Below are 25,764 nucleotides of genomic sequence, written 5' to 3' on the forward strand. Positions count from 1 at the left end.
GAGCATGGAGGCGTTTTTGGCCTACCTGACCCTGTTCCTGACATCTTTTGCCGCGGCAACGCTGCTGCCTGCGTATTCGGAAATACTGCTCGGCACCCTGGTCAGCCAGAATTATCCCCTGTTCTGGTTGTGGTTCTGGGCAACCATGGGAAATACTCTGGGGTCAGTGGTTAATGGGCTTATCGGCCGGCAAGTGGATCGCTTTAAGCACAAACGCTGGTTTCCCGTCAGTGAACTTCAATTACACAAGGCACGAAACCGGTTCAATCGATACGGTCAGTGGTCGCTGCTGCTGGGCTGGTTGCCCATTGGCGGCGATGCGCTGACCCTGGTGGGCGGCATCATGCGAGTCCCCTGGCTGAACTTTGTTGTTCTGGTGGGGATTGGTAAGGGACTGCGCTATGCCTTTGTCATCTGGGTGGTGCTGACCGCGTCCGGCTAGGCAGCACCGCTCCCGTAAAGGTATTTTCTCAACAAGTCCTCGCCGTTGAACTCGGAGTGCAACACCGCAATGAAGGTGTAAACCCCGATCAGTTTTCGATTGAGGAACACGAATTCCTTGGGGGGGACACGAAAATAGCGGCTGATGGCGGACCTGGCGGCCTGCTTGGCCACTCTCGAGGGCAAATCGCTCTGTTTCCAGCGGTACTGGCCATGGCTATTGACGGCATAATCCGGCCACTGACTGCGATCCTTCGCCAGGGGTTCCAGTACTGACATACAGACCTTGCCAAACTTGTCCAGCACTTCCGCCGGCCAGTCCCGGCTCATGAATCTGAGCTTGATTCCGCCCTCAACAACCTGCTCCAAGTCCTCCTCGTAGGAAGCCCTGATCATCTGGATGACCGGCTGCAGAAAGTCAGACGAGTAACTCTGCACGGCGCCAAAATCCAGCAGGACAATCCGGTCAGTTTCCGAATCCCCCCCCTGTTCGCCGGCAATTCGGATCCGGTAGTTGCCGAAATTCGGGTCGGTCTGGATCTCTCCCCATTCGAATAGTTCCCGGAAAAATAATTCCAGAGCTGCCTGGCCCAGAGCACTGCGTCGCTCCAGTGGCAACTCACGAACCGCCACTGAACTGACAGAATGGCCGTGCTCATAGGTCGAGGCAATAATATGATCCGTTGAAAATTCTGCCAGCACTCTTGGCACCACAAAGCGTGGATCATGGCTAAGCATCTGGCGGAACTTTTCGGTGGTACGGGCCTCCAGCCGGTAATCCACTTCCCGGTGCATCATTTCCCGGACTTCTTCCAGCCAGTCGTTGAATTCAGGGCCGAAGCTGACCAGCCGCGCCACTTTGAGCAGATGAGCCACAGCGTTCAGATCACTGTCGACGGCATCGGCAACACCGGGGTACTGCACTTTGAGCACAAGCTCCAACCCGTCGCTACGGCGTACCGCACGATGAACCTGGCCAAGTGAAGCGGCTCCTATAGGCTCCGGGTCAATATCGAGTTCAGAAAGCCGGCTCTCCCCCAGTTCGGCTTTGAGCACCCGCTCGATGGCCGGCCACTCCAGAGAGGTGGTCTGGTCTTCCAGAGTGTGCAGCGCCTCAGTGACTTCTTCGGGGAGAAAATGCTCGCCGTACAGCGCCATGACCTGGCCGATCTTGACCACACTGCCCTTGAGCCGACCAAGTTCGTCCACCAGAAACCGGGCCTGACTGGAGAGCATTGCCCGATGCCGCTGCTCCCGGGTTTCCTTGTTGCTGAACCAGTTAGTCGCCATATGGGACGCCATGCGCGTGCCTGCGAACAGTCCGGCTCTGGTCAGCGACAACCTGCGCTCAAAGCTGCCGGTCTTGATACGGGAGACGGATTTTCCGGGTCGGCTGGAAGACATGAAAGACCTGTTTCTGTCAGGAAATGTGAACGCCTGCAATGCATCTGACCATTATACGGATCTGGGCGCGCGACTACCTAACCCAGTCGTCGCGCCGGCGCTGCCCCTGCAGCCAATGTGTATAAACTTCGACCAATTTAAAAGAGTTCGTGACATCGGTTACGTTTTGACACAGTCACAGATCACAAAGCGGTCTAGTATTGGTTGACAGGGTTTCTGTGATATTTATCAACTACAACAATACCACCCACACATGAATCAGCCCGCTTCAAGAACGCCAGACGCCGAGCTGTCGCAGTTTCGCGTTAAAGGCGAAATACCGGTACCGGCCCTGATCAACGGCCTCACCTGTGCGGCAGTGCCGTTGCTTGTGTTTTTTGCCTGGCGCTCGTCCGGCCACGGGGACCCGTTAACTTCACGGCTGCTGCTGGCCTTCGCCGCCCTTCTGGCCATTAATGCGATCGTCTTTCTGAGCCTGGGCCACAAAACCCTCCAGCGCCGGGCATTCATTACCCTGATTATCGCTCTGTTTACCTACCTGGCCATTCAGGCGGTTGAAGACGGCTCGGCCATCATCTGGCTGTTCGCCTATCCCCCCATAATCTTCTACATCAGTGAAGCCAGAGTCGGCATACTGGCCTGTGTGGGCGGATGGCTGGCCGTATTATTTCTGTTCAGTCCGTTGGGGGATATGGTTTTTGACTCGCCCTACAGTACCAGCTTCCGGCTTTCCATGATCATCGTGCTGGCTTTCGAAATGGCCACTTGCTACATCCTCGACCAGAGCCGGCGGCGGAGCAAGCTAGGCTTGATCCGGCTGGCCGCAGAATTCGAGTACGCCGCCAAGCACGACGCGCTCACCAGCCTGGCCAATCGCCGCGAAGGTTTGGAACAACTGGAAACAGAGTATCAGCGCTACCTGCGTAACGGTCGCAGCTTCTCGGTTCTGCTGATGGATATCGACCTGTTCAAGAATGTAAACGACAGCTACGGTCACCAGGCGGGCGACGACATGATCGTGTTGGTTGCCCGCACCGTGACCGGCCAGAGCCGCAAGGTGGACACCATCGCCCGCTGGGGCGGAGAAGAGTTTCTGGTACTACTCCCCGAAACCGCCCTGACCGAAGCCGCCGCTACGGCAGAGCGAATCCGTTCAGCCGTGGCGAGCCAGGCCATTGACTGCGCGGGCAAGCGAGTGACCGCCACCATCAGCATCGGCGTGGCCTGTATACAGGGGTCGGAGTCGATCGATCGCCTGCTGCAACGGGCCGATGAGGCGCTGTATCAGGCCAAGACGCTGGGGAGAAATCGCGTGTGTCAGGCTACTGAGGCGCTTCACCAGCCCTGACGTTGCTCCACCTGACAATGGCCCAGGCCTTCGACCAGCTCGCTCACCAGCCGGCGTTCCAGGTCATAGACCGAGGCTCCGACCTCAAAATCACTGACTTGGCACATGGACATACCCGCGTAGCCACAAGGGTTGATTCGGGAGAAGGGTTCCATGTCCATGTTCACATTCAAAGCCAGGCCATGGAAGGAGCAGCCCCGGCGGACCCTCAAACCCAAGGACGCAATCTTGGCGCCATTCACATAGACACCCGGTGCATCTGACCGCGGTGCTGCTTCGATGCCGCCTTGGGCCAGGGTACGGACAATCGCCTGCTCAATGGCACTGACCAGGTTACGCACCCCGAGTTTACGCCGGGTCAGATCAATCAGCAGGTAGATCACCAGCTGCCCGGGGCCGTGATAGGTCACCTGACCACCACGATCCACCTGAATTACCGGAATGTCTCCTGGCAGAAGGATATGCTCGGCTTTGCCCGCCTGCCCCTGGGTAAACACCCTGGGATGCTCCAGGCACCAGAGCTCATCCACGGTGGCCTCGTCCCGGTTGGCGGTGAACGATTTCATCGCTTCCCAGGTTTCCATGTAGGGCTGTTGCCCCAGTGACCGTACGATGAGGTCAGCCACCGTTACAGCACCATGTGAACGCGGCCACTGGCCTTAAGCTCTTCAAAGAGTGCTTTGAGCTGATCTTCACCGGTCGCCACAATTTTCAGCTGAACCGAAGAAAACCGGCCTTTGCTGCTGTCGTTCACCGAGATGTCCGCTTCAGACAGTCCCGGGGCATGCTGCTCAACGACCTCCACCACAAATTCGGTGAAATCGGGCGCGGCATTGCCAATCACCTTGATGACATAGTCACAGGGAAACTCGATTTTTGGTGCTTTCGGCTCAGTCATGCCGCACATTACTCCCGGCTAAGGCAAACAGCGCCTCAACCTCAGTTAAACAGTTGAACAAAAAACAGCTTGATGGCGTCCCAGATGCGCTTGAACAAACCGCCTTCAGGCACTTCGGTAAGTGCCAGCACCGGCTCATCCACCAGGGTTTCACCATCCAGAACCACACGAACGCGGCCCAGCTCATCTCCCACCTTAATGGGCGCTTTTATCACGGAATCAAGGTCGACCACCGATTCCAGTTGCTCGCGGGAGCCACGGGGAATGGTGACATAGATATCCTCCGGCATGCCTACCGACACCTCATCCGCCTGACCGCCCCACACTCTGGACGCCATCAGCTCCTGACCGGCACGGAACAGCCGCTCGGTTTCAAAGTAACGGAAGCCGTAGTTGAGCATTTTCTGCACTTCCTGGGCCCGGGCCTCAGAGCTGCTGGTTCCCATAACCGTAGCAATCAGCCGGGTCTCACCCCGCTTGGCCGATGCCACCAGACAATAACCGGCCTCTTCCGTGTGCCCGGTTTTCAAACCATCAACGCTGTCATCCCGCCATAGCAGGCTGTTTCGGTTGGGCTGACGAATATTGTTGTAGGTGAAGTGCTTCTGCGCATACAGCGGGTAGTTTTCCGGGTAGTCCTGGATAATATGCCGTGCCAGGATCGCAAGATCGTAGGCGGTTGAGAAATGGTCTGCGGAGGGCAGGCCGGTGGCGTTTTCGAAGTGGGTATCTTTCATGCCCAGCAGTTGCGCCTGTTGGTTCATGATGTCCACGAAAGCCCCTTCACTGCCGGCCACAAACTCGGCCAACGCCACAGACGCATCGTTGCCAGACTGGATAATCACACCCTTGAGCAGATCCTCAACGGACACCGAGGTGCCCTCCTGCACGAAGGTTCTGGACCCCTCTGTGCGCCAGGCCTTGACACTGATAGGTACCATATCCGACATGGAGATACGGCCTTCATCCAGCTCGCGCTCGACAATATAGGCCGTCATCATTTTGGTCAGGCTCGCTGGTGGCAAACGCTCATTGCTGTTGTGCTCCATGATCACACGACCACTGAGCGGGTCCATCAATACCCAGGAGCTACCGGCAATCTGCGGCGGCGACGGGATCAGTACCGCCTGCGCCGAGGCCTGCCCGCTCATCAGCAACAGGGAGAAAACCAGAAACAGGGTTCGAGTTACAGTCTTGAAAGCCATGGATAGTTTCATTCGTCGTCAGATGCTTGTCTTATGTTGGTTCTGAACTCAGTCGGTTCAGTGCGAATCGGTCAGTACAATGGACTGCCGGAACCCTCTGGATTCCAGAAGGTTCTGAGCGTAGCGCGCGTCGCCCTCGCTCTTGAATGGCCCCACCTGAACCCGATGGAACCGGCCATTATCAGTGGTGATCTCCCGGACCCTCACAGGATTATCCAGCACTCCCAGCAGACGCTCGCGCATGGCCTCAGCCGGATCCCGCTGACTGAATGCGCCGAGCTGGACAAACAGCCCCTCACCGGCGGCCAGCTCTGTTGTTCCGGAAGCCTGTGAGGCAACCACCGGAGCCTGGCCAGCGGCATCAAACGGCTTGCCAGCCAGAAACATGGCGCCGTCCGGACGCACCGTAATAGCGGCCACTTCAACCCTGGCGGTACCACGGGATTGATAGCCGAGCTTCTTGGCCGCGGCATAGGACAGATCGATCAGCCGATCCCCGTGGAAGGGGCCGCGATCGTTCACACGGACAATCACCGAGCGGCCGTTGTCGAGATTGGTCACTCGCGCGTAACCCGGAATCCGAAGGGATTTGTGTGCCGCCGACATGGCATACATGTCGAACACTTCACCGTTGGAGGTCTTGTGGCCGTGAAACTTCTCGCCATACCAGCTCGCGGTGCCGCGCTGCACGTAGCCGTCGTTACTGTCCATCACATGATAGCGCTTGCCCCAGACCGTATAGGGCGACTTGTTGCCAGCCGTCCGTGGCTGCTCATAACGGGGTGTGGCATCGGCCAGGCCACTGGCGTCAAAGCTGCCCGAAGGAGCCCGATCCTGCTTAATGGTGTAGCGTGACGAGTGGTCAACTTCAGGACTGCTGGCACAGCCGGCCAGCAAGGCAGCTAAAGCCAGTGCGGGAATCCGTTTGTCAGAGACCTTGACCATGTCTGTTCACTACCCCAAAACCTGTGTATTGATACCGCCATTACTGACCAGCAACATTGTAACGGGTTCCCTTGTGTATACACCATTACCGGGCAGCCATCATTACTGGTTCAGGCGGTGATCATCCGGCGATGGGTGTGAATCGACATCAGCACGCCGAACGCCGCCATCAAAGTGACACTTGAGGTGCCGCCATAGCTGATCAACGGCAAAGGCACACCGACCACTGGCAACAGGCCGCTCACCATTCCGATGTTGACGAAGATATAGATAAAGAACGTCATCGTCAGCGCTCCGGCCACCAACCGGCTGAAGGAGTCCTGGGCGGTAACCGAGATATAGAGACAACGCAGGATAATCAGGAAGTACACCGTCAACAGCAGCAACATACCGATAAAACCGAACTCCTCTGCCAGCACCGCGACAATAAAGTCGGTGTGGCTTTCCGGCAAAAACTCCAGGTGTGACTGGGTACCCTGCAACCAGCCCTTGCCCTCCATACCGCCGGAACCGATCGCGGTTTTCGACTGGATAATGTTCCAGCCGGCTCCGAGCGGATCACTCTGAGGGTCCAACAGCGTCAATACCCGCTGCTTCTGATATTCCCGCATGACGAAGAACCACATCAGCGGGGCAGAAACCGAGACCATGGCGAGGAACGCGGCAATCAACTTCCAGCTGATACCGGCAAAAAACACCACGAAAATGCCGGCCATGCCGACCAGCAAGGAGGTACCGAGATCCGGTTGCTGGATGATCAGGAACATCGGCAGCAGAACGATCACCAGCCCCGTCATCACCCTGGGGAAGGTCGGTGGCAGGTAATAACGAGACAGATACCAGGCTGCCATCATCGGCACCACCAGCTTCATGAACTCGGAAGGCTGAAACCGGGGCAGGCCAGGCAACGCCAGCCAGCGTTGCGCCCCTTTGGCACCGACACCCACCAGCAACACGGCGACCAGCCCGATCAGCCCCAAGCCGTAGAGCCAGGGTGCCCATCGGCGAAAGACCGCCGGATCCAACTGAGCGAATACGAACATCACCACAAAGGCAACGCCCAGGCGAATGCCCTGTGCCTTGACCACATCAATATTCCGGTCAGCACCACTGTAAAGCACAAAAAGGCCGCCACCGACGAGTAACAACAGAAGCCCCAGGAGAATCGGGTCCAGATGCAACGCTGACCAGATACTGCGGTTGCGCCCCAGATCGCTGCCAGTCTGACTGCTCCACAATTTGCTACCGGCCATCAGTTGTCTCCCCCGGCCGCGCTGGAATCGCTGATCACAGGTTCTGCCTGCTCCGCCGGAAACTCCTCCAGCCAGGCATCAAACAAGGCCCGGGCAACCGGAGCCGCGGCGCCGCTGCCACTGCCACCATTTTCAACGATAACCGCCACTGCGATCTTGGGGTCATCCGCTGGCGCAAACCCGACAAACAGCGCGTGGTCCCGAAGTCGTTCCCTTATCTGCTCTTCGTCGTACTCCTCATCCTGACCAAGACTGAATACCTGGGCCGTGCCCGTTTTTCCAGCCATTCGGTAGCTTGCGCCTCGACCAGCGCTTCGCCCCGTCCCCCTGGCACCGTGCATCACTTCTTCCATGGTATCGACGACATATTCCCAATCGTCAGGATCCTTCAGTTCAAGCTGCTCATGCGTCTGCTCCGGCAGGAATTCCTCCACTGGACTGTCGCCGTGAACATCCTTAAGCAACCTGGGCTCAACCCAGGCTCCGCGATTGGCAATCAATGCTGTAGCTGTTGCCAGTTGCATGGGCGTTGCCAGCAAAAAACCCTGTCCAATGCTCATGTTGACTGAGTCTCCGGGATACCAGGGTTCATTTCTCACGGCCCTTTTCCAGTCTGCGGTCGGCAACAACCCGGTCAAAGCACCGGACACATCCAGGGTGGCATCCTCACCAAAGCCGAACCGGGCCAGATAGGAAGACATGACATCCACCCCCATATCAACGCCCACTGCGTAAAAGTAAACATCATTGGATCTCGCCATCGAGTACTTCAGATCCACCCAGCCATCACCAGAGCGATTCCAGTTCCGAAAACGCCTCCCGCCCTCACGGAGCTGGAAGTATCCCGGGTCCCAGATTCTACGGTCTTTATCCGTTGCGCCGCTGTCCAGCGCTGCAACAGCCATCATGGGCTTGATGGTCGACGCAGGGGGGTACTGGCCACGGAGCGCCCTGTTAAACAATGGCTTATCGATACTCTGACTCAATTCGCGATAATCATTGACACTGATACCGGTCACAAATTTATTGGCATCAAAACCGGGCACACTGGCAAGCGCCAGAATCCCGCCGGTCTTGGGTTCGATAGCAATGATCGCACCTCGCCTGCCCTCCATCAGCTCATGCGCCCGACGCTGGAGCCGCAAATCAAGATGGAGCTGGAGGTCTTCGCCCGGAACAGGATTTACTCGCTCAAGCACCCGCAAGATCCGGCCACGGGCGTTGGTTTCTACATGCTGGTAGCCCACCTGACCGTGAAGCGCCTCCTCGTAGAAACGCTCAATGCCGGATTTGCCGATGTAGTTGGTCCCCGCGTAATTGACCGGATCGATACGCTGGAGTTCGTCGCGATTGATACGGCCGACAAACCCCAGGGCATGGGCGGTCAGCTCGCTATGGGGATAGTAGCGAACCAGTTCGGCCTCAACCTCCACCCCGGGAAACTGATGCCGGTGCACTGCCATGCGGGCAATTTCGGCTTCGTCGAGATCGTAACTCAGGGGGATCGCCTGGAACGGACGTCGCGGCTCCCGCAGTCGGCGCTGGAATCGTTCCAGATCTTCATCGGCAATACTCAGGATGTCGCTCAGGCGCGCCAGGGTTGCATCCATGTCGCCAACGCGCTCCGGCACTACCGTCAGGCTGAATACCGGGCGATTCTCCGCCAGCAGAACGTTATTCCGGTCGTACACCAGGCCTCGGGGAGGCGGTACCGACTGTACCTGAACCCGGTTTTTGTCAGACAGCGTGGTGTAAATCTCGTGCTCAACGATCTGCAACTGGTACATCCGAGCCAGCAACCCGGTCATCAGCACCAGGACGAACACCAGCATCACCATGGCCCGGCGCTGGAACAGCCGACGCTCCGCTGCGGTATTTTTCAGTTCGCCCCAGACCATGTCTGTTCCTAGGCCCGGTGGTAAGGGTGGTTACGGGTGATGCTCCAGGCCCGGTAGAGTTGCTCAGCCAAGAGGATTCTCACCAGAGGGTGGGGCAAGGTAAGAGGCGACAGTGACCATTGCTGATCCGCCCGCTGTCGACAGGCATCCGCCAGGCCGTCGGGGCCGCCGACCAGAAAAGCGACATCCCGGCCGTCCTGTTGCCAGTTTTCCAGCTGTGAGGCGAGTTTTTCCGTTGACCAGGGGCGCCCACCCACCTCCAGAGCCACCACGCGGTCACGGGTGCCTGCTGCAGACAGTATCGCGTCGCTTTCCCGCTGCATCAGTCGGGAGATGTCGGGATTTTTGCCCCGGTGGGCCATGGGGATTTCAGTCAGTTCAAGGGGCAACTCGGGCGGCATCCGGCGAGCGTAGTCGTTGTACCCCGCAGTGACCCAGTCGGGCATTTTCTGCCCCACACAGATCAGACGCAGGCGCATGACTACTCGCTGCCCGCAGCACCGAGATCCGGAGCATCACGCCAGAAGCGCTCCAGATCGTAGAACTCCCGGGTAGCAGGCATCATCACGTGAACAACCACGTCACCCAGATCAACCAGGATCCAGTCACTGCCGCCTTCACCTTCAACATTGGATGCACGTACACCCTGCTCTTTGGCCTCGATCACCACCGAATCCGCGAGGGATTTTACATGTCGGTTGGAGGTACCGGATGCCAGAACCATAAAATCGGTCACGCTGGTGCGGTCGCGAACATCAATCACACTGATGTCCTGAGCCTTGATATTTTCCAGTGCGTTAACGACCAGATCTTTCAGTTGTTCAGCCTGCATAATTACCCTGTAGTACGGGTACTGGCCGGTATGGCCACCCGATCAATGATATTCAGACGCGATTGTAGCATCAAAGACGCCTGTGAATAACTCCTATTGGCTTTCAACGGGCCGGGCACCGTAGAGCCCCCAGGCGCGGATACTCTGGCAGACGTCATCCGGGGTGAGGTAGCGTGGCGACCGACCCGCCGCGATACGCCGTCGAATACCCGTGGCGGAAATGTCCAGCAACGGCGGCGCCAGCTCCAATACCAGGCCCGCCGGCCGCGAATGCAGCTCCGACGCTGAACCCACACAGCGCTCTGCTACCAACTGCGCTGCCTCGCTGCCCACCGGCAGTTCCGAGCCGGGGCGGCGCACCACCACGATATGGGCAAGCCCGGGGATCTCCTGCCACTCGCGCCAGCGGTCAAACGATGAGAAAGCGTCGGTACCGACCACCATCACCAGAGGACAATCCGGCCCCAGCTCGGCCCGAAGCTGGCGCAATGTATCGGCGGTGTATGAGGCTCCGCCCCGGTGCACCTCCTGCTCGTCCAGCGCCAGCGCGGGTTCGCCGGCGATGGCCTGCCGGATCATCTCCAGACGCTGCGCCGAACTGGCTCCGGTGCTACCCCGATGCGGCGGGATATGGCTGGGCACCAGGTGCACCTGGCTCACCTCCAGCGCCTCGGACACTTCCAGCGCCAGCCGGAGGTGACCGTGGTGAATCGGGTCAAAGGTGCCGCCGTAGATCACATGCATGGTGTCAGGTCCGGATATGGCCGTCACCGAACACCACGTACTTCTGTGAGGTAAGCCCTTCCAGACCGACCGGCCCACGGGCATGGATCTTATCGGTGGAAATACCAATCTCAGCGCCCAGGCCATACTCGAAGCCATCGGCAAATCGGGTTGAGGCATTGACCATGACAGAACTGGAATCCACCTCCGTCAGGAACCGACGGGCACGGGTGTAGTTTTCGGTGATAATGCTGTCGGTGTGCTGGGAGCTGTAGCGATTGATATGCTCAATGGCACCATCCAGTCCGTCAACCACCTTCACCGCCAGAATGGGGGCAAGGTATTCCGCGTGCCAGTCTTCCTCGGTGGCTTCGACAATATCTCCGAGAATGGCACAGGTGCGCCGGCACCCCCGCAACTCCACGGTTTTGCTTCGGAACTGTTCCGCCAGCAGCGGCAACAAGTCCTCCGCCACCTCGTCATCAACCAGCAGGGTTTCCATGGTATTGCAGGTCCCGTAACGCTGGGTTTTGGCATTAACCGCTACCTTCAGCGCCTTCTCCGGGTCGGCATGGCTGTCGATGTAAACATGACACACACCATCCAGATGCTTGATTACCGGCACACGGGCGTCCCGACTGATACGCTCGATCAGGCCCTTACCGCCGCGGGGAACAATTACATCCACGAACTGAGGCATGGTGATCAGCTCACCCACAGCGGCCCTGTCGGTGGTGCTGACCACCTGGACTGCAGTTTCCGGCAACCCCGCCTCGCTCAGGCCCTGTTTGAGACAACGGGCAATGGCCTGGTTGGAGTGAATCGCCTCGGAGCCGCCGCGCAGAATGGTTGCGTTGCCGGATTTCAGGCACAGGCTGGCAGCCTCGACCGTGACATTGGGCCGCGACTCGTAAATGATACCGATTACCCCCAGTGGCACCCGCATCTTGCCTACCTGAATACCCGACGGGCGATAGGTCATATCGGTAATCACACCCACAGGGTCCGGGAGCGCAGCCACCTGGCGCAAACCCTCAATCATGGCATCGATGCGCTGAGAGGTAAGCTCCAGGCGATCCAGCATGGCACTGTCGAGTCCGTTTTCCCGGCCACGCTCCAGATCCTTGCTGTTAGCCGTGGCAAGCTCGGATCTGGCGGCGTCCAGGGCGGCGGCGGTGGCCAGAAGTGCCTGATTCCGCACGGCAGTGGAGGACCGGGCGACTTCCCGGGAAGCGGCCCTGGCCTGCTGGCCGAGCTCCGTCATGTAGGCTGCTACATCCATTGATTTACCCTTAATTCTGCAAGCTGATTCCAAAACGGGAGGGTTACTTTACCTTTCCCGTTTCAAGTCCGCACCCCAAACGACTATTATAGCGCTGCACAGGTTCAAATGGATGCGCCAGCAAAGGACAGACTCAATGCCCCAAACCGCCGAAAAATTTCTTCCCGGCAAGTTTTCCCGCAGCGGGTTTATTGCCTTTGGCCTGACCACCGGGCTCTGTCTGTTCATGGGGGAACTGCTGGCGGCAGTGGCAGCTGCAGCTGCGGCTGGTCTTTGCCTTGCGGGCACCCATCAGGGCAAAACACATCAAAATGCCCCCTGGCCACAATTACGGGCATTCTTTCTGACAGCCCTGATTCTGGCGCTGGTATCGGCCATCTGGCTGGGCCCCTGGCCACTCAGCCACTGGCTCTATGCCCTACCGCTGGTACTGTTTGCCATGGCGCCGGTCTATCTGGCCGCCATTGTTACTGTTATCTTCATTTTCCTAGTGCTGGCCGGCACCCAGTGGGCGATAGCCCTCCCGGACAGGCACCAGATGATGACTGCACTGGTACTGACCACGCTCCTCGGAGCCATTCTGGTGTTCATGCGCGAGTACAAATCCCGGCAGCTTGCGCCCCTGCGCCGTACCGATGAGCTTACCCAGGCAGCCAGCCGGGAATACCTGTCAGCCGACCTGCACAAGGAAATACAGCGCAGCGAGCGGGAAGGCACCAACATGTCGGTGATGATGATCGGGCTGGATACTCACCTGAGCGACGTCGATCCGGACGAAGACATTCGCGCGATCCTGCCACGCATCGGCCGCTACCTGCACTCTCAGCTTCGGGATTTCGATACCTATTACCGGGTGGCCGACCTTCAGTTTCTGGTGATTCTCCCCGGCGCCAATACTGCCGAGGCAGCCCGCACTGCAGAACAGGTTCGCCGCGGCCTGTGCACGCTGATGGATTCGCACGGCCTGAAGCTTACGGTCAGCACCGGCGTGGCCGGGCTCAATATCGGCGACGATGCCGACAGCCTGCAACAGAGCGTTGCCAACGCCCTGCGGCGCGCCCAACAGCAGGGCGGTAACCGGACCCAGACCTACAGCAACCCGGTACCCCCAGAGGCCAGCGGACTGACTGAACCTTCCGGCAGGGAGGCAACGCAATGACCGAGACCCGACTCCGAACCTGGACCCACGCCTTTGGCTACGGCCTGGCGGCGCTGTTCACCGCCGCGCTGGCACTGCAGAACCTGCGTTACGGCTTTTACCAGCTGTTCTATCTGGCCCTGGCCATGACCGCCTTACTGGTTGCCGGCCTGGTCTATACCTGGCTATGCCGTCGCCAGCAGCTCTCCGCGCCCGGCCACCTGGTCATTCTCGCCGGCCTTAACAGTGGTCTGGTTGCAGCGGTACTGACAATGGATGCCCCGGGCATCAGCCACTGGGCCATGCCTTTGCTTTCGCTGAACCTGCTGATTTTGCCCCTGCGGCATGGACTAATGCTCTCAGCGATGCTGCTGGTGCCGGTGCTGGCTGTCACCTGGCTGTCGACATCCATAGACACTGCCCTGATGACGACAGCCGGCCTTATAGCACTGCTGGCAGTGACCGCCCTGTATATCTGGCACTACGACCATATGGCGCAATCGGCCCAGGATCTTGCCATTACCGACCCCGCCACCGGAGCCCATAACGCCCGTTTTCTGGATGAGACACTGCAGAAGGAAATCAGTCGTGCCATTGCCACCGGCCACCCATTGTCGGTCGTCAGTCTGAACATCGACCATGCCGACGAAATTCGCGACCTGCACGGTAAGGCCGGCCTGCAAACGCTGCTACGCGACGTTACAGGTACCCTGTTTGAAATCATCCGGGCCGGGGATTCGCTCTACAGTATCAACGGATCGGAGTTCTTCCTGATCCTGCCGTTTACGCCGGAGGAAGGGGTACGGGTCATTGCAGAGCGCATTCGCAGGACCCTCAGTGAACATGACTGGGCCCAGGTTGGCAAAATATCGGTCAGCCTCGGCTGCACCACCCGGGGCAACGGCGACACCAGCACCCATTCATTGCGTGACCGCGCCGTCACCGCCATGCTCGAAGCCAGGAAGCGAGGAGCGGATTCTGCCTGGTTCAGCCCGGGAGAGCCTGTCAAGGCATGACCGCGACCTGGCTCACCGACGTTACTTCCTGGGTAGCCGCCAATCCGGGCTGGCTGATTGCCGCCCTGTTCCTGACCGCGCTGATAGAATCGCTGGCGGTTGCCGGCATTATCATACCTGGAGTGGCTTTATTGTTCGCATTTGCCGCGCTTGCCGGCAAGAGCGGCCTGCCCTTGTCCGACGCCCTGCTGTGGGCCGGCCTTGGTGCCGTGGCAGGGGATGCGATCAGCTTCGCCATCGGCCGCCTGTTCAAGGGGCGTCTGAATACCGTCTGGCCATTCAGTCGATACCCGGGGCTCATTGCCCGCGGAGAGAGCTTTTTTCGCGCCCACGGAGGAAAAAGCGTGGTCATTGGCCGTTTTGTTGGGCCGATACGCCCGGTCATTCCCCTGATTGCCGGTGCGCTGACCATGTCCTGGCAGCGTTTTCTCACCTTCAATCTGCTATCAGCCGCGGGCTGGGCCCTGGTGTATGTCCTGCCGGGATTTTTCGTAGGCTCGGCCATGAGCAGCGAGATCAAACCCCCACCCCATTTCTATCTGGTACTTGCGGTCAGTGGTGCGGCACTGGTGGTTGTCTATCTGATTGTTTTGCGGATTCGGCTCGGCGTTGGTGAAGGGAGCTGGCTCTATCAATGGCTGGAATCCCGGATGAGTCAATACGACGCAACACACCGGTTCTGGCGTCTGTACAGCAGCGAGCGGCCGGCTCAGCAGGGGGAATTTCCTCTGCCCTCACTGCTAATGACGGCCACCTCGCTCGCATTGTTTCTTGGGCTGGCACAGTTGGTCGGAGTCAGTGATGAGCTGGCCTTTATGAACCAGCAAGTGCTGCAATGGTTCGGCGCTCTGCGCCAACCCCTACTGGATCTTCCGATGGTAGCGTTCACCTTGCTGGGAGATCCCCCGGTCCTGTTCGCTGCCGCCGTGTTTGCCGTCCTCTTGCTGGCGTTCCGGGGCTACTACGCAGCCGCCATTCATATTGCCACTGCAGCAGCCATCACCGGGATCAGCGTTTGGCTGCTGAAAGCAGGTATCGGCATCAGCCGGCCAGATCAGGTGCTCTCGGCACCAAGCTCCGGCGCTTACCCCAGTGGGCATACGGCCGGTATGACCGTGCTGGTTACCCTGGCAGCCAGCTTCGTCGCGGGCGAAAACCGCAAACACCAGCGCTGGCAACATTACCTGTTTCTGTCACTACCCTTGCTGCCGGTAGCCCTGAGCCGACTGTATCTCGGCGTGCACTGGTTCACGGATGTGCTTGGAGGCCTGTTTCTGGGGCTCGCGATCACCGGTGCGACACGGGCCAGTTACAGCCGATATGACAGGGTGGCGCTGAGCCCGGACAGCTTGACCTGGGCCGCCGGAATCGGCTGGCTGGCTTTCGTGGCCATCTACATGATGGGTAACTGGGAAACTGCCGTGGTGAGTTACGCCCCTCAGCTATAACCGTCAGCCGCCCTGTTCCAGCGCTTCCAGCAACTGTTGCAGTCGGTCAAGCCGTTCAAGCGGATCCTGTAATTCCGCCAGCCGCTGTTTTTCCTGCTTATCCAGCGGCAGCAATTCGGTCAGCCTCCAGCCAATATGGCGGGCATCGTCATAATCCACATCCATTTCCAGATCCTTGACCACCGGATGCCGGAACAGTGCCCGCAAAACCGAGGGCAACTCATGGTAGCGTTCCGGCACATCGCTCTCGGCCTCGGCAATCAGGCACTCCACATCGCCGACATTGAGGCCATCCTCCTGCTGCCAGCTACGGACGACGGAAACCTTGCAATCTCCCTCAACGGTGATACCCAGCAAACCGTTATCCAGTTGCTGGAAGTCGATGATCCGGACGTAGGTACCCATGTCGTAGAACGAGGCCCGGGCTTCGGTCTCGGCACCTTCCCGCAACAAAACCACCACAAAGCCGCGATCTTCCTTCAGGCAACGGGTGAGCATGTCGATATAACGGGGCTCGAACAGCTGCAGGGGGATTCGCCCCCCGGGGAGTATGATTGAATTCAATGGAAACAGCGGTACGTTCATAAGTTTTTCAGTCACTACTGGCCAGGCTCCTGCTGCGGCTTGGTCTATCGAATCGAAAGAAGCTTCTGCACTTCATCCACCCGTTCCCGGGCCTCACTCAGCAGTTGCAGACTTCTGGAAGCATTCAATTCCAACTCGCCCAGCCGGCGCCATGCCGGCACCTGATCAAAGGCTGGAAGCCCCTCATTCTGGCTGGAGCCAATCATCGAATGCAGTTGGGCAACAATCACCACATCAACCAGTTGGGGCGCAGTTTCCCGGCACTCATGATGCCAGTCTTCCGCATGACGCACCGCCTCCACGAAAGCTTTCGGGAACGCCCAGTTCTCAAGTACCGCACACCCGACATCGGCGCGGAGTTCGTCGATGGCATGGTGCAGGTTTCTGTCATCGGCGAACAGATTGACGTGGTGCTCGGCCTGCACCAGTACAGGAACCACCCCGATATCATGCAGCAACCCCGCCAGTAAGGCTTCCTCAGGATCAATGCGTGTGGCGTGGTCCGCCAGCACCCAGCACAGCGCCGCCACCTCCCGGGAATGGCGCCATAGCTGCTCCATTTCTTTCTGCAATGGCGCCCGACGGGTCTTGAACACCTCGCGCATGGCGAACACCGTCACTAATTGCCGGGTGGTTCGCATGCCCAGACGAACCACGGCCTCACGCACATTGCGGACATCGCTGAAACCGCGATAGAGCGGACTGTTGCAGGAACGTACCAGCTTGGCCGCCATGGCCGGGTCTGCCGACACCGCAGAAGCGACCTCGGTGGCCGACGAGTCCTCCCGGTCCACCACCCGCCGGACTTTCCAGGCCACATCCGGCACACTCGGCAGCTGGACCTGATTGGACCGCAGCTCAGAGTAGAACTCCATCAACAGATGGTGCTCTTCGCTCTGATCTTCGTCGTGATCGGACGAGTCCATTTCCACCTGGGAAATGGGCGCCGCCCTCAGCATCTGGTTCAGCACTTCCTGCTCGATCACCAGAAACTCGCAGGGTTTGACCGCAGTAACGTCATACATCCGGGGCTGCAGACGGGCTACTGGATTGAGAGCTTTGTCGGTCTCAGCCTCAATGGTCGACTTACGACCATCAACCGATTGCAGCTCCACGGCGCCGGAAATCAGAAAATAATCCAGACCATCCCGAACGCCCCGTTCCATGACCCTCTGCCCTGGTCCGTGGGTTCTGCGCTCAGCCCGGCTGGCCAACAACACAAGCTGATCGTCAGTCAGACGGCCCAAAGGCTGAAAACTTTTAAGACGACGTAATGGCAGGCTTTCCTGGCCGCCCATAGGCAGACTCCCCTGAACTGCTGGATAATAAACGGGCATCACATGTTACGTATTGTAATCACCACTCGGGAAAACAGCCATGCGAGCGGCGTCGAATCTGTTATCCTCTGGTCTTTCACTTTATCCGATAACCTAGGGAGAGAACCGCCTACCATGCCCCAGTATCGTTCCCACACTTCTACCGCCGGCCGCAATATGGCCGGTGCCCGCGCCCTCTGGCGTGCCACCGGCATGAAGAACGAGGACTTCGGCAAACCCATCATCGCCGTTGCCAACTCCTTTACCCAGTTTGTGCCCGGGCACGTTCACCTGAAAGACCTGGGCCAGCTGGTTTGCCGCGAGATCGAAGCGGCCGGCGGTGTTGCCAAAGAGTTCAACACCATTGCTGTAGATGATGGTATCGCCATGGGGCACGATGGCATGCTTTACTCCCTGCCGTCGCGGGAAATCATCGCCGACTCGGTGGAATACATGGTCAACGCCCACTGCGCCGATGCGCTGGTGTGCATCTCCAATTGCGACAAGATTACCCCGGGCATGCTAATGGCCGCCATGCGCCTGAACATTCCCACCATTTTTGTTTCCGGCGGCCCGATGGAAGCCGGAAAAACCAAGCTTTCTGAACACAAGCTCGACCTGGTGGATGCCATGGTCATCGCCGCCGATCCAACGGCGACCGATGAGATGGTCGAGGAATACGAACGCAGCGCCTGCCCTACGTGCGGTTCCTGCTCCGGCATGTTCACCGCCAATTCCATGAACTGTCTGACCGAAGCCATCGGCCTGGCCCTGCCCGGCAATGGCTCCATGCTGGCCACCCATGCCGACCGGGAACAGTTGTTCCTGAAAGCCGGTCGTCAGATTGTGGAGAATGCCAAACGCTATTACGAGCAGAACGATGCCAGCGTTCTGCCGCGCAGCATCGCCTCTGTGGAAGCATTCGAGAACGCCATGACCATGGACATTGCCATGGGCGGCTCCACCAACACCATCCTGCACCTGTTGGCTGCGGCACAGGAGGGCGGTGTTGAATTCTCCATGGCCGATATCGATCGCTTGTCCCGCAAGGTTCCGCAGCTGTGTAAGGTTGCTCCCAACTCCCCCAAGTACCACATGGAAGACGTGCACCGCGCCGGCGGTATCATGGGCATTCTGGGTGAACTGGAGCGCGGCGGCCTGATTAACGTCGACCTGCCCACGGCTCACAGCAAAACCATGCGTGAAGCCCTGGAAACCTGGGACATCATGCGCTCGCCAACACCCGAAGTGATCGAATTCTACAAAGCTGGCCCCGCCGGTATTCCGACTCAGACAGCCTTCAGCCAGAGCACCCGCTGGCCAAGCCTCGATGGCGACCGTGAAGACGGCTGCATCCGCTCCGTGGAACACGCTTATTCTTCAGAAGGCGGTCTGGCGGTACTGTATGGCAATATCGCCCAGGATGGCTGCGTGGTGAAAACCGCGGGCGTTGATGAAAGCATCTACGTCTTCGAGGGCAAGGCCCGGGTCTTCGAAAGCCAGGATTCCGCCGTGGCCGGCATTCTGGGTGACGAGGTCAAGGCCGGTGATGTGGTGATCATTCGGTACGAAGGGCCCAAAGGCGGTCCAGGAATGCAGGAAATGCTCTACCCGACCAGCTACCTGAAATCCAAGGGGCTGGGCAAGGACTGTGCACTGCTGACCGATGGCCGGTTCTCCGGCGGAACTTCAGGGCTCTCCATCGGCCATGCTTCGCCGGAAGCTGCTGCCGGTGGCGCGATTGGTCTGATTGAGGATGGCGATACCATTCTGATCGACATCCCCAACCGATCTATCAATGTTCAGGTCAGTAAGGAAGAACTGGCACAGCGACGGGAAGCACGCGACGCCAGGGGCTGGAAACCGGAGTTACCGAGGGACCGGAAGGTATCCGCCGCCCTCAAAGCCTACGCACTGCTGGCCACCAGTGCCGATAAAGGTGCGGTTCGGGATTTGAGCAAGCTGGACTGAATCTGGACCACAAAAAAGCCCGCAAAGTGTTTGCCTTGCGGGCTTTTTTTTATCCGGGGACTGGCGTTTACCAGAGCGACCAGCCACCATCTTCGTCTTCTTCGATGGTGTCTTCGGCAGAAGACTCGGTCTCAGCTGGAGCCGGTTCTGCCGGTGCCGCCTGCGCAGTTGCCGCCGGCGCAGACTGGCCCGCATCAGCGGCCGCCTGCTGCACGGTGATCAGCCCCAGAGCACGCTCGGTTTCCTCGTTCAGAATACCGGTTGCCTCAAGGCCGTTGTCTTTCTGGAAGCGGGTCAGTTCCGCCCTGGTCTTGTCATCCATGCTCGGGCTGACATTGGTGATGTCGTAACCGGCGCCATAAAGCGCGTGCTTGAGCGCGACCACTTCATTGGCCTGGGCAACGGGTGCCAGACCCAGCAGGGCGACCGTTCCGACCGCCAGCGCCGTCCTGCCGATGTGACGGGTGACTGTTTTCATGGTTCTCACCTGATCTACTCCTGGATATCTCTGTGACATCTGCTGTTCTGTTTTTATAGTGTGGCGCCTTCCTCTACGTATCAGCGCTTCCTAGACCATAACATAATTTAATCTTCGCGGGCCGGACCATTCTCGGGATTTGCCGGATCGGCATAGTGATACTGGCCAAATTCACGGATAAAAATGCCCCAGAACGCCATGAAAAGCGCCGCCACCAGCGGACCCATGACAAAACCATTGATGCCGAACATAACAATGCCGCCCAGGGTGGACAAAAGCACGAGATAGTCCGGCATTTTGGTGTCCCGCCCTACCAGCACAGGCCGGAGCAGGTTATCCGCCAGACCAATCACCACCACCCCATAGGCGGTCAGAATGATGGCCGGCACAATGTCCCCCACGGCAGCCAGATAGATGGCCGCCGGCACCCAGACAATCGCAGCCCCGACGGCTGGCAGCAATGAGACGATGGCCATGACCACCCCCCACAGCAAGGCTCCGGTAATGCCAAGTATCCAGAAGATTATGCCACCAAGCGCCCCCTGAATGATGGCGATCAGCAGGTTACCCTTGACCGTGGCACGGGTGACTTCCGCGAATTTGGCAAACAACAGGCGCTCACGCTCATCACCCAGCGGCAAGGCGCGAATCATCAGCTCTATCAGTTTCTGGCCATCACGGATCAGGAAAAAGGCCAGGTAAACCATCAGAGCCAGACCCAGAAAGAACTGAAAGGTGTTCTGCCCGATGCCCAGGGCCTGCTTGGCCAGAAATTGACTCCCCCCCAGAAAGGCATTAACGGCGCGGTCCCTCAGATCCGCAAAATTGATGTCAAACTGGGCCAGAAAGGCCTGGATGGCAGGAAACGACTGGTTAACCTGATCAATGTATTCCCCCGGCCGGATCTCTCCGGCCTGGATCTTCTGGTAGATCCCCATACCTTCCGCGATCAGCGCCGCGCCCAGTACCAGCACCGGAATCACCACGATCACCATACACACGAACAGTGTAATCAGGGCGTTTAGTGTCGGCCGGTCGCCAAGTCTGCGTACCAGCAACTGCTGCACCGGATGGAAAATCAGCGCAATGGCCACCGCCCAGAAGATCGGGCCAAAGAACGGCTTCATCAACAGAATGAACGCAAGCGACACACCGAGCAGCATCGCAAGAAAAGTCCGTGTTTCAAGTTTTGCGTACATAGTTAAACAATTCCTGTCCAGAACATGCCCATCGGGGCTGATAGGGAAAGCAGACTACCACGATAGCGTGGCCAGTGTAGTGGGGTTCGCGTTATAGTGGTTGGTTATCAATCAGCCAACAATACAGGTTATGTGGTTGGAAGCAGACAACTTTACCGTGGAGAGCGCGCTGGAGGCCGCACTGGAACTGCAGAAAGTGCTGGCAGCCCGAACCCATCGTCGCAAGGTGATGGGCCAGGAGGTACTCGTGCCCGGCCAGTTGGGCGAGGCCCTGCACCTGCCCAGAACCATCAGCCGCCTGAGTGGCAAGCAGCAACGATTGCGGGATCGCGGCCTGGAGGATTTCCAGGAGCTCTGGCCCACGCTGTCTGAATACACTCGCCAACGGGTTCTGGACGGACTTGGCTGGTACGACCCCAAGCAACTCGACTGGGAGGACAAGCGCTCCAACCGCCGGCCGTTGGTCGATCCTGACGCCTGATACGTACAACTGCGGAAGCCGAAGTGCAGGGCCCAGGCCCGGACTGACTTTGAAATGTCACACTTCGCCCTTACTGTGATCTGATCAGGAGGATAACTATGACAGACAACAACCATTACACTGCCATCCTGGCCCAGGGGAGCGCCGTGCCCACCCTGTTGTGCGGGCATTGCCATTCCATTCTCTCCCGCGCCAGAATTTTCCGTAACCAGGGCGACGCCCATCAGGCCATTGAGTGCAACACCATCGGCCTGTGCTCCGCGGACGATTGCGGCGCGGTGAACTGCTGCGACGAGGCTCTGGCCCAGGTGGAAAACCCAGAACGCCTGTTTGACATCGCATCCTGATTCAAACTGGCAACGCTCTGTTACGCAACTCAAACACACAAAATTCCCATCTGATTTATCCTGACCTTCGACGATTGTCGTACCGATAATCACGCAACCACTCAGTCAGGACAGTCGATGGCATGCGTATTCTGAGAACCGACGAAGCCCGCTTCGCAGGCCTCCCGGATTACCCCTTTTCAGCACACTATCTGGATGTTGAGCCAGGTCTTCGGATGCACTATGTAGACGAAGGACCCGCCCACGCAGACCCAGTGGTGATGCTTCACGGGGAGCCATCCTGGTCCTATCTCTACCGGCACATGATTCCGCTTGTCGCCGAAGCGGGCCATCGGGTGCTGGCGCCCGATCTGATTGGTTTTGGCAAGTCAGACAAACCCGCCGATGTCAGCGACTACAGTTATGACAGCCACATGCGCTGGCTGACCCACTGGCTTGAAACACTGGACCTGACCAACGTCACGCTGGTGTGTCAGAACTGGGGCTCACTGCTGGGATTAAGGCTGGCCGCAGAGCATCATCGTCGGTTCAGCCGGATCATTGTCGGCAACGGCATGCTGCCAACGGGGGACACCCGGGTACCGGCCGTCTTCAGACTCTGGAAGGCGTTTGCCAGCCATAGCCCCTGGTTTCCGATAGGCCGGATTGTCCAGCTTGGTACCGAACGGTCACTAAGCCCGGCCGAAATAGCCGCCTACGAGGCGCCCTTCCCGACACCGGATTACAAAGCCGGTGCCCGGGCGTTCCCGGCACTGGTGCCAACCTCACCCAACGACCCGGCCAGCGCCGCCAACCGGGAAGCCTGGCGCGTGCTGGAAAAATGGCGCAAACCCTTTATCACCTGCTTCAGCAGCGGCGACCCGATTACCCGGGGTGGCGACCGTTATATGCAGCGGCGAATCCCCGGAGCCTTCGGCCAGCCCCATATCACCCTCAACGGCGGACATTTCCTGCAGGAAGATTCCCCCCGACAGTTTGCCCGGGTCATTCTGGACGCGCTCAAAGCCGAGATGGCGGCCTGATAGCCAGGCCCGCCTCACTCAGCCGAAGACTGTAACCGTTTGCCGGCTCAGGGCCACCAGTTCACCGGCCGGAGTCCAGATACCAGCATGAGTGTGACCATATCCGGCGCCAGCCTGGTCGATGGTTGCCCGGTACAGCAGCCAGTCATCCGGCTTCATGGCAGGCCGGGGATGGACAATCTCCAGCGCCCAGCTCAGGGAACTGGCTGGCGCCGGCCCCTTGAGATGCGGCAACAGCGCCGGTGGCCAGGCATCTACCAGAGCAACAATGTGGGCGTCGGTCATAGTCTCCGGGGCTTCCCGGAACTTCATCCAGCCCCCCATTTCGCGCCCGCCCTTACCGGAGAATGGCATATGGCCAAACGCCCAGCGCATTTCGATATGACGGGTAAACTCCGGCGTCACTTTCGGGATATACGGAAGTGACTGACATTGCTCTACCGGCACCGCTTCCGGCGCCGATGTCGGCGCCACTCGGACAGCAGACTCACGGTCTCCCCCGAAACTGGCCAGACAGACAAGGCGGGGCTCGCCATTCTGAAGGATCCGTCCCTGGACCTGGGATACTGCCTTGCCTTCACGCAGGACTTCGGCCTCAACACGGGCCGGCACATCCGGCTCTACGGGGCCGACAAAAGACACCTGAAGAGCCCGCATGGCGCGATCATCCGCCACTTTTGATGCCATCACCTCAAACACCAGGGCCGCGACCAGGCCGCCGAACGTGGCACGTCCCTGGCCCCAGTCTGACGGTATCACCACTTCGCAGTTATTCCGGACATTACCGAGAAGGTCATCGAACGTCATTTGTTTTAGATCCTGTTCATTAGCCTGCAAACCGGTAAGACTGCACCACTTGTCGAAGCCTGACAATAGGCCGGCCCCGGCAACTACCTATCGATTGCCTGGCAATAGTCGTATAAAAACCACCCCAAACAGACTATAATGCGCCAAAATCATGCATTGCCTTTGCAGTGCGATACCCTCCGAATACCGAGTACATTCATGTCAGAATTGTCTTTTGCCGAACTGGGGCTGGATCCAGCAGTACTGGAAGCCGTCTCCGCCGTTGGCTATGAAACCCCGTCGCCCATCCAGGCGCAATCCATCCCTGCTCTGCTGGCCGGCAACCACCTGTTGGGCGTCGCCCAGACAGGCACCGGCAAGACCGCAGCCTTCGCCCTGCCATTGCTGAGCCGGATTGATGCTAACGTGGCCGAGCCACAGATTCTGGTGCTGGCCCCTACCCGGGAGCTGGCGATTCAGGTCGCGGAAGCGTTCACCACCTACGCCAGCAAGTTCCGCAATTTTCATGTTCTGCCAATTTACGGTGGCCAGGATTTCTCACCACAGATTCGCGGCCTCAAGCGTGGCGCCCAGGTTATTGTGGGCACACCTGGCCGCATGCTCGACCATCTGCGCAAGGGCACCCTGAAGCTGGACGGCCTGAAGGCACTGGTACTGGACGAAGCCGACGAAATGCTGCGCATGGGCTTCATTGATGACGTGGAAGCCATCCTGGCGAAGACGCCGGACACCTGCCAGCGCGCGCTCTTCTCGGCCACCATGCCGCCACAGATCAAGAAAGTGGCCCAGACTTACCTGAAAAACGCTACCGAAGTAAGAATCGAGAGCGAAACCCGCACGGTTGAACGCATCGCTCAGTTTGTGCTGCCGGTCTACGCCGAGCGCAAGCTGGATGCGCTGACCCGCATTCTGGAAGTGGAGCCTTTTGACGCCTCGATCATTTTCGTGCGCACCAAGGCCGAAACCACCATGCTGGCAGAAAAACTGTCCGCACGCGGCCACGCTGTGGCGCCCCTGAGCGGCGACCTGAACCAGCGCCAACGCGAACAGACCGTTGAAGACCTCAAGCGTGGCAAGAAAGACATCATCATTGCCACCGACGTCGCCGCCCGTGGTCTGGACGTGCCCCGGATTACTCACGTTATCAACTACGACGTGCCCTACGACACCGAGGCCTACATCCACCGGGTTGGCCGTACCGGCCGTGCCGGTCGCACCGGCAAGGCTATCCTGCTGGTGACTCCGCGTGAGCGCAGCTGGCTGCGCACTCTGGAGCGGGCCACCAACTCCCCGATGGAACCGTACCAGCTGCCGTCACCTGCCGCCCTGCAGAAAATGCGGGTAGAACAGTTTGAGGCGCAGCTGCTGGGCTTCACCGACGATCCTCGCGCGGCAAAGGCCATCGCCCTGCTGGACGAGATCGCCGAACGTAACGACATGGACATGGCCGCCATCGCCGGCGCCATGGCCTGCCTGCTGGAAGCCTCCCAGCCGGATTCTCTGCCACTGGAACAACCGGAAGCACTGCCGGAGATTTCCGCCGCGCCTCGCCGGGATCGCAAAGGTCCGCCTCCGGGCAAAGGCGGCTTCCGCAAAGGAGGCCCTGGCAAAAAGTTCAGCAAGGATGGCAAACCCGGCTTCCGCAAGAGCGGGCCGAAAGGTGGCAAGCCCGCCGGCAAGGGCGGCAAGCCTGCTGGAAAAGGCCCCAAGCGCGCTCCGCGCTGAGG

The 25,764-nt window shown here is 59.0% G+C and carries 26 protein-coding genes; 10 read left to right on the forward strand and 16 right to left on the reverse strand.

Annotated elements, in window-relative coordinates; translation table 11 throughout:
• The first annotated feature begins 16 nt into the window (after window positions 1-16).
• Window positions 17-442 (forward strand): YqaA family protein, encoded by a 426-nt coding sequence (locus Q674_RS30960; RefSeq protein ID WP_031210131.1) that lies wholly within the window; start codon window positions 17-19, stop codon window positions 440-442.
• Here Q674_RS30960 and Q674_RS30965 read toward each other — a convergent pair.
• Window positions 439-1,845 (reverse strand): ABC1 kinase family protein, encoded by a 1,407-nt coding sequence (locus Q674_RS30965; RefSeq protein ID WP_031210133.1) that lies wholly within the window; start codon window positions 1,843-1,845, stop codon window positions 439-441. The genes Q674_RS30960 and Q674_RS30965 overlap by 4 nt on opposite strands.
• A gap of 253 nt (window positions 1,846-2,098) precedes the next feature.
• Between Q674_RS30965 and Q674_RS30970 the strand changes: the two genes are divergently transcribed.
• A complete protein-coding gene (locus Q674_RS30970; protein ID WP_023008891.1) occupies window positions 2,099-3,193 on the forward strand; it encodes a GGDEF domain-containing protein in 1,095 nt (364 codons plus the stop codon).
• Here the strand turns inward: Q674_RS30970 and lipB are convergent.
• The 10 genes from lipB to Q674_RS31020 form a co-directional block, all read right to left on the reverse strand.
• Window positions 3,181-3,819, reverse strand: coding sequence for a lipoyl(octanoyl) transferase LipB (gene lipB / locus Q674_RS30975; protein WP_031210134.1), 639 nt, complete (start codon window positions 3,817-3,819; stop codon window positions 3,181-3,183). The two genes, Q674_RS30970 and lipB, sit on opposite strands and share 13 nt — an antisense overlap.
• 2 nt (window positions 3,820-3,821) lie before the next feature.
• A complete protein-coding gene (locus Q674_RS30980; RefSeq protein ID WP_370228928.1) occupies window positions 3,822-4,100 on the reverse strand; it encodes a YbeD family protein in 279 nt (92 codons plus the stop codon).
• Between the two features lie 32 nt (window positions 4,101-4,132).
• Window positions 4,133-5,296 (reverse strand): D-alanyl-D-alanine carboxypeptidase family protein, encoded by a 1,164-nt coding sequence (locus tag Q674_RS30985; protein ID WP_023008893.1) that lies wholly within the window; start codon window positions 5,294-5,296, stop codon window positions 4,133-4,135.
• A 57-nt stretch (window positions 5,297-5,353) separates the two neighbouring features.
• Window positions 5,354-6,241 carry a septal ring lytic transglycosylase RlpA family protein gene (locus Q674_RS30990; RefSeq protein WP_011785870.1) on the reverse strand — a complete coding sequence of 296 codons (888 nt, stop codon included), beginning with the start codon at window positions 6,239-6,241 and terminating at the stop codon, window positions 5,354-5,356.
• A gap of 110 nt (window positions 6,242-6,351) precedes the next feature.
• A complete protein-coding gene (gene rodA, locus Q674_RS30995) occupies window positions 6,352-7,494 on the reverse strand; it encodes a rod shape-determining protein RodA (protein ID WP_023008894.1) in 1,143 nt (380 codons plus the stop codon).
• Window positions 7,494-9,392 carry a penicillin-binding protein 2 gene (gene mrdA / locus Q674_RS31000; protein ID WP_023008895.1) on the reverse strand — a complete coding sequence of 633 codons (1,899 nt, stop codon included), beginning with the start codon at window positions 9,390-9,392 and terminating at the stop codon, window positions 7,494-7,496. Before mrdA ends, rodA begins: the two co-directional genes overlap by 1 nt.
• Before the next feature lie 8 nt (window positions 9,393-9,400).
• Window positions 9,401-9,871: a 23S rRNA (pseudouridine(1915)-N(3))-methyltransferase RlmH gene (gene rlmH, locus Q674_RS31005; RefSeq protein ID WP_023008896.1), complete on the reverse strand. Its 471-nt coding sequence runs from the start codon at window positions 9,869-9,871 to the stop codon at window positions 9,401-9,403.
• 2 nt (window positions 9,872-9,873) lie between these two features.
• Window positions 9,874-10,224 carry a ribosome silencing factor gene (rsfS, locus tag Q674_RS31010; RefSeq protein ID WP_011785874.1) on the reverse strand — a complete coding sequence of 117 codons (351 nt, stop codon included), beginning with the start codon at window positions 10,222-10,224 and terminating at the stop codon, window positions 9,874-9,876.
• A 93-nt stretch (window positions 10,225-10,317) separates the two neighbouring features.
• On the reverse strand, window positions 10,318-10,968 hold the full coding sequence (gene nadD, locus Q674_RS31015) for a nicotinate-nucleotide adenylyltransferase (RefSeq protein WP_023008897.1): 651 nt from the start codon (window positions 10,966-10,968) through the stop codon (window positions 10,318-10,320).
• Window positions 10,969-10,972: 4 nt separating this feature from the next.
• A complete protein-coding gene (locus Q674_RS31020) occupies window positions 10,973-12,229 on the reverse strand; it encodes a glutamate-5-semialdehyde dehydrogenase (protein ID WP_011785876.1) in 1,257 nt (418 codons plus the stop codon).
• A gap of 136 nt (window positions 12,230-12,365) precedes the next feature.
• Between Q674_RS31020 and Q674_RS31025 the strand changes: the two genes are divergently transcribed.
• From Q674_RS31025 to Q674_RS31035, 3 genes are read left to right on the forward strand one after another with little or no spacing between them, the layout of a single operon-like run.
• The gene (locus Q674_RS31025) at window positions 12,366-13,388 is read left to right on the forward strand and encodes a GGDEF domain-containing protein (protein WP_023008898.1); all 1,023 of its coding nucleotides are present in this window, start codon (window positions 12,366-12,368) and stop codon (window positions 13,386-13,388) included.
• On the forward strand, window positions 13,385-14,383 hold the full coding sequence (locus Q674_RS31030; protein WP_011785878.1) for a GGDEF domain-containing protein: 999 nt from the start codon (window positions 13,385-13,387) through the stop codon (window positions 14,381-14,383). The genes Q674_RS31025 and Q674_RS31030 overlap by 4 nt, the downstream gene beginning before the upstream one ends.
• Entirely contained in the window at window positions 14,380-15,831 is a 1,452-nt protein-coding gene (locus Q674_RS31035; protein ID WP_023008899.1) for a bifunctional DedA family/phosphatase PAP2 family protein, read from the forward strand. The genes Q674_RS31030 and Q674_RS31035 overlap by 4 nt, the downstream gene beginning before the upstream one ends.
• Before the next feature lie 3 nt (window positions 15,832-15,834).
• Here Q674_RS31035 and Q674_RS31040 read toward each other — a convergent pair whose 3' ends face one another.
• Together Q674_RS31040 and Q674_RS31045 are read right to left on the reverse strand one after the other, a co-directional pair.
• Window positions 15,835-16,416, reverse strand: coding sequence for an LON peptidase substrate-binding domain-containing protein (locus Q674_RS31040; RefSeq protein ID WP_014420657.1), 582 nt, complete (start codon window positions 16,414-16,416; stop codon window positions 15,835-15,837).
• A gap of 44 nt (window positions 16,417-16,460) precedes the next feature.
• Window positions 16,461-17,714, reverse strand: coding sequence for an HDOD domain-containing protein (locus Q674_RS31045; RefSeq protein WP_014420656.1), 1,254 nt, complete (start codon window positions 17,712-17,714; stop codon window positions 16,461-16,463).
• 153 nt (window positions 17,715-17,867) lie between these two features.
• Here Q674_RS31045 and ilvD point away from each other — a divergent pair, with 153 nt between their 5' ends.
• Window positions 17,868-19,703: a dihydroxy-acid dehydratase gene (ilvD, locus tag Q674_RS31050; protein ID WP_023008900.1), complete on the forward strand. Its 1,836-nt coding sequence runs from the start codon at window positions 17,868-17,870 to the stop codon at window positions 19,701-19,703.
• Window positions 19,704-19,770: 67 nt separating this feature from the next.
• Here ilvD and Q674_RS31055 read toward each other — a convergent pair whose 3' ends face one another.
• On the reverse strand, window positions 19,771-20,181 hold the full coding sequence (locus tag Q674_RS31055; RefSeq protein ID WP_022991974.1) for a peptidoglycan-binding domain-containing protein: 411 nt from the start codon (window positions 20,179-20,181) through the stop codon (window positions 19,771-19,773).
• Window positions 20,182-20,288: 107 nt separating this feature from the next.
• Window positions 20,289-21,380, reverse strand: a complete 1,092-nt coding sequence (locus tag Q674_RS31060) for an AI-2E family transporter (protein WP_022991975.1) — start codon at window positions 21,378-21,380, stop codon at window positions 20,289-20,291.
• A gap of 130 nt (window positions 21,381-21,510) precedes the next feature.
• Here Q674_RS31060 and Q674_RS31065 point away from each other — a divergent pair, with 130 nt between their 5' ends.
• The 3 genes from Q674_RS31065 to Q674_RS31075 all read left to right on the forward strand — a co-directional run bounded on the left by Q674_RS31065 (window position 21,511) and on the right by Q674_RS31075 (window position 23,230).
• Window positions 21,511-21,861 carry a hypothetical protein gene (locus Q674_RS31065; RefSeq protein ID WP_014420653.1) on the forward strand — a complete coding sequence of 117 codons (351 nt, stop codon included), beginning with the start codon at window positions 21,511-21,513 and terminating at the stop codon, window positions 21,859-21,861.
• Between the two features lie 98 nt (window positions 21,862-21,959).
• On the forward strand, window positions 21,960-22,208 hold the full coding sequence (locus Q674_RS31070) for a hypothetical protein (RefSeq protein ID WP_011785886.1): 249 nt from the start codon (window positions 21,960-21,962) through the stop codon (window positions 22,206-22,208).
• A 122-nt stretch (window positions 22,209-22,330) separates the two neighbouring features.
• Entirely contained in the window at window positions 22,331-23,230 is a 900-nt protein-coding gene (locus Q674_RS31075; RefSeq protein WP_014420652.1) for a haloalkane dehalogenase, read from the forward strand.
• A gap of 18 nt (window positions 23,231-23,248) precedes the next feature.
• Here Q674_RS31075 and Q674_RS31080 read toward each other — a convergent pair whose 3' ends face one another.
• Window positions 23,249-24,037, reverse strand: coding sequence for an acyl-CoA thioesterase (locus tag Q674_RS31080; protein ID WP_023008901.1), 789 nt, complete (start codon window positions 24,035-24,037; stop codon window positions 23,249-23,251).
• 198 nt (window positions 24,038-24,235) lie between these two features.
• Here Q674_RS31080 and Q674_RS31085 point away from each other — a divergent pair, with 198 nt between their 5' ends.
• Window positions 24,236-25,762 (forward strand): DEAD/DEAH box helicase, encoded by a 1,527-nt coding sequence (locus Q674_RS31085; RefSeq protein ID WP_022991977.1) that lies wholly within the window; start codon window positions 24,236-24,238, stop codon window positions 25,760-25,762.
• Window positions 25,763-25,764 lie beyond the last annotated feature (2 nt).

Origin of the sequence: Marinobacter sp. EVN1 (assembly GCF_000475375.1) — a bacterium.
GTDB classification, from domain to species: domain Bacteria; phylum Pseudomonadota; class Gammaproteobacteria; order Pseudomonadales; family Oleiphilaceae; genus Marinobacter; species Marinobacter nauticus.

What these genes read in the sequence shown, in the direction of transcription:
- Q674_RS30965 (WP_031210133.1), bottom strand. Translation starts at nt 1,845, where the DNA reads ATGTCTTCCAGCCGACCCGGAAAATCCGTCTCCCGTATCAAGACCGGC.
- Q674_RS30970 (WP_023008891.1), top strand. Translation starts at nt 2,099, where the DNA reads ATGAATCAGCCCGCTTCAAGAACGCCAGACGCCGAGCTGTCGCAGTTT.
- Q674_RS30980 (WP_370228928.1), bottom strand. Translation starts at nt 4,100, where the DNA reads ATGTGCGGCATGACTGAGCCGAAAGCACCAAAAATCGAGTTTCCCTGT.
- Q674_RS30985 (WP_023008893.1), bottom strand. Translation starts at nt 5,296, where the DNA reads ATGGCTTTCAAGACTGTAACTCGAACCCTGTTTCTGGTTTTCTCCCTG.
- Q674_RS30990 (WP_011785870.1), bottom strand. Translation starts at nt 6,241, where the DNA reads ATGGTCAAGGTCTCTGACAAACGGATTCCCGCACTGGCTTTAGCTGCC.
- rodA (WP_023008894.1), bottom strand. Translation starts at nt 7,494, where the DNA reads ATGGCCGGTAGCAAATTGTGGAGCAGTCAGACTGGCAGCGATCTGGGG.
- mrdA (WP_023008895.1), bottom strand. Translation starts at nt 9,392, where the DNA reads ATGGTCTGGGGCGAACTGAAAAATACCGCAGCGGAGCGTCGGCTGTTC.
- rlmH (WP_023008896.1), bottom strand. Translation starts at nt 9,871, where the DNA reads ATGCGCCTGCGTCTGATCTGTGTGGGGCAGAAAATGCCCGACTGGGTC.
- rsfS (WP_011785874.1), bottom strand. Translation starts at nt 10,224, where the DNA reads ATGCAGGCTGAACAACTGAAAGATCTGGTCGTTAACGCACTGGAAAAT.
- nadD (WP_023008897.1), bottom strand. Translation starts at nt 10,968, where the DNA reads ATGCATGTGATCTACGGCGGCACCTTTGACCCGATTCACCACGGTCAC.
- Q674_RS31020 (WP_011785876.1), bottom strand. Translation starts at nt 12,229, where the DNA reads ATGGATGTAGCAGCCTACATGACGGAGCTCGGCCAGCAGGCCAGGGCC.
- Q674_RS31025 (WP_023008898.1), top strand. Translation starts at nt 12,366, where the DNA reads ATGCCCCAAACCGCCGAAAAATTTCTTCCCGGCAAGTTTTCCCGCAGC.
- Q674_RS31030 (WP_011785878.1), top strand. Translation starts at nt 13,385, where the DNA reads ATGACCGAGACCCGACTCCGAACCTGGACCCACGCCTTTGGCTACGGC.
- Q674_RS31035 (WP_023008899.1), top strand. Translation starts at nt 14,380, where the DNA reads ATGACCGCGACCTGGCTCACCGACGTTACTTCCTGGGTAGCCGCCAAT.
- Q674_RS31040 (WP_014420657.1), bottom strand. Translation starts at nt 16,416, where the DNA reads ATGAACGTACCGCTGTTTCCATTGAATTCAATCATACTCCCCGGGGGG.
- Q674_RS31045 (WP_014420656.1), bottom strand. Translation starts at nt 17,714, where the DNA reads ATGGGCGGCCAGGAAAGCCTGCCATTACGTCGTCTTAAAAGTTTTCAG.
- ilvD (WP_023008900.1), top strand. Translation starts at nt 17,868, where the DNA reads ATGCCCCAGTATCGTTCCCACACTTCTACCGCCGGCCGCAATATGGCC.
- Q674_RS31055 (WP_022991974.1), bottom strand. Translation starts at nt 20,181, where the DNA reads ATGAAAACAGTCACCCGTCACATCGGCAGGACGGCGCTGGCGGTCGGA.
- Q674_RS31060 (WP_022991975.1), bottom strand. Translation starts at nt 21,380, where the DNA reads ATGTACGCAAAACTTGAAACACGGACTTTTCTTGCGATGCTGCTCGGT.
- Q674_RS31065 (WP_014420653.1), top strand. Translation starts at nt 21,511, where the DNA reads ATGTGGTTGGAAGCAGACAACTTTACCGTGGAGAGCGCGCTGGAGGCC.
- Q674_RS31070 (WP_011785886.1), top strand. Translation starts at nt 21,960, where the DNA reads ATGACAGACAACAACCATTACACTGCCATCCTGGCCCAGGGGAGCGCC.
- Q674_RS31075 (WP_014420652.1), top strand. Translation starts at nt 22,331, where the DNA reads ATGCGTATTCTGAGAACCGACGAAGCCCGCTTCGCAGGCCTCCCGGAT.
- Q674_RS31080 (WP_023008901.1), bottom strand. Translation starts at nt 24,037, where the DNA reads ATGACGTTCGATGACCTTCTCGGTAATGTCCGGAATAACTGCGAAGTG.
- Q674_RS31085 (WP_022991977.1), top strand. Translation starts at nt 24,236, where the DNA reads ATGTCAGAATTGTCTTTTGCCGAACTGGGGCTGGATCCAGCAGTACTG.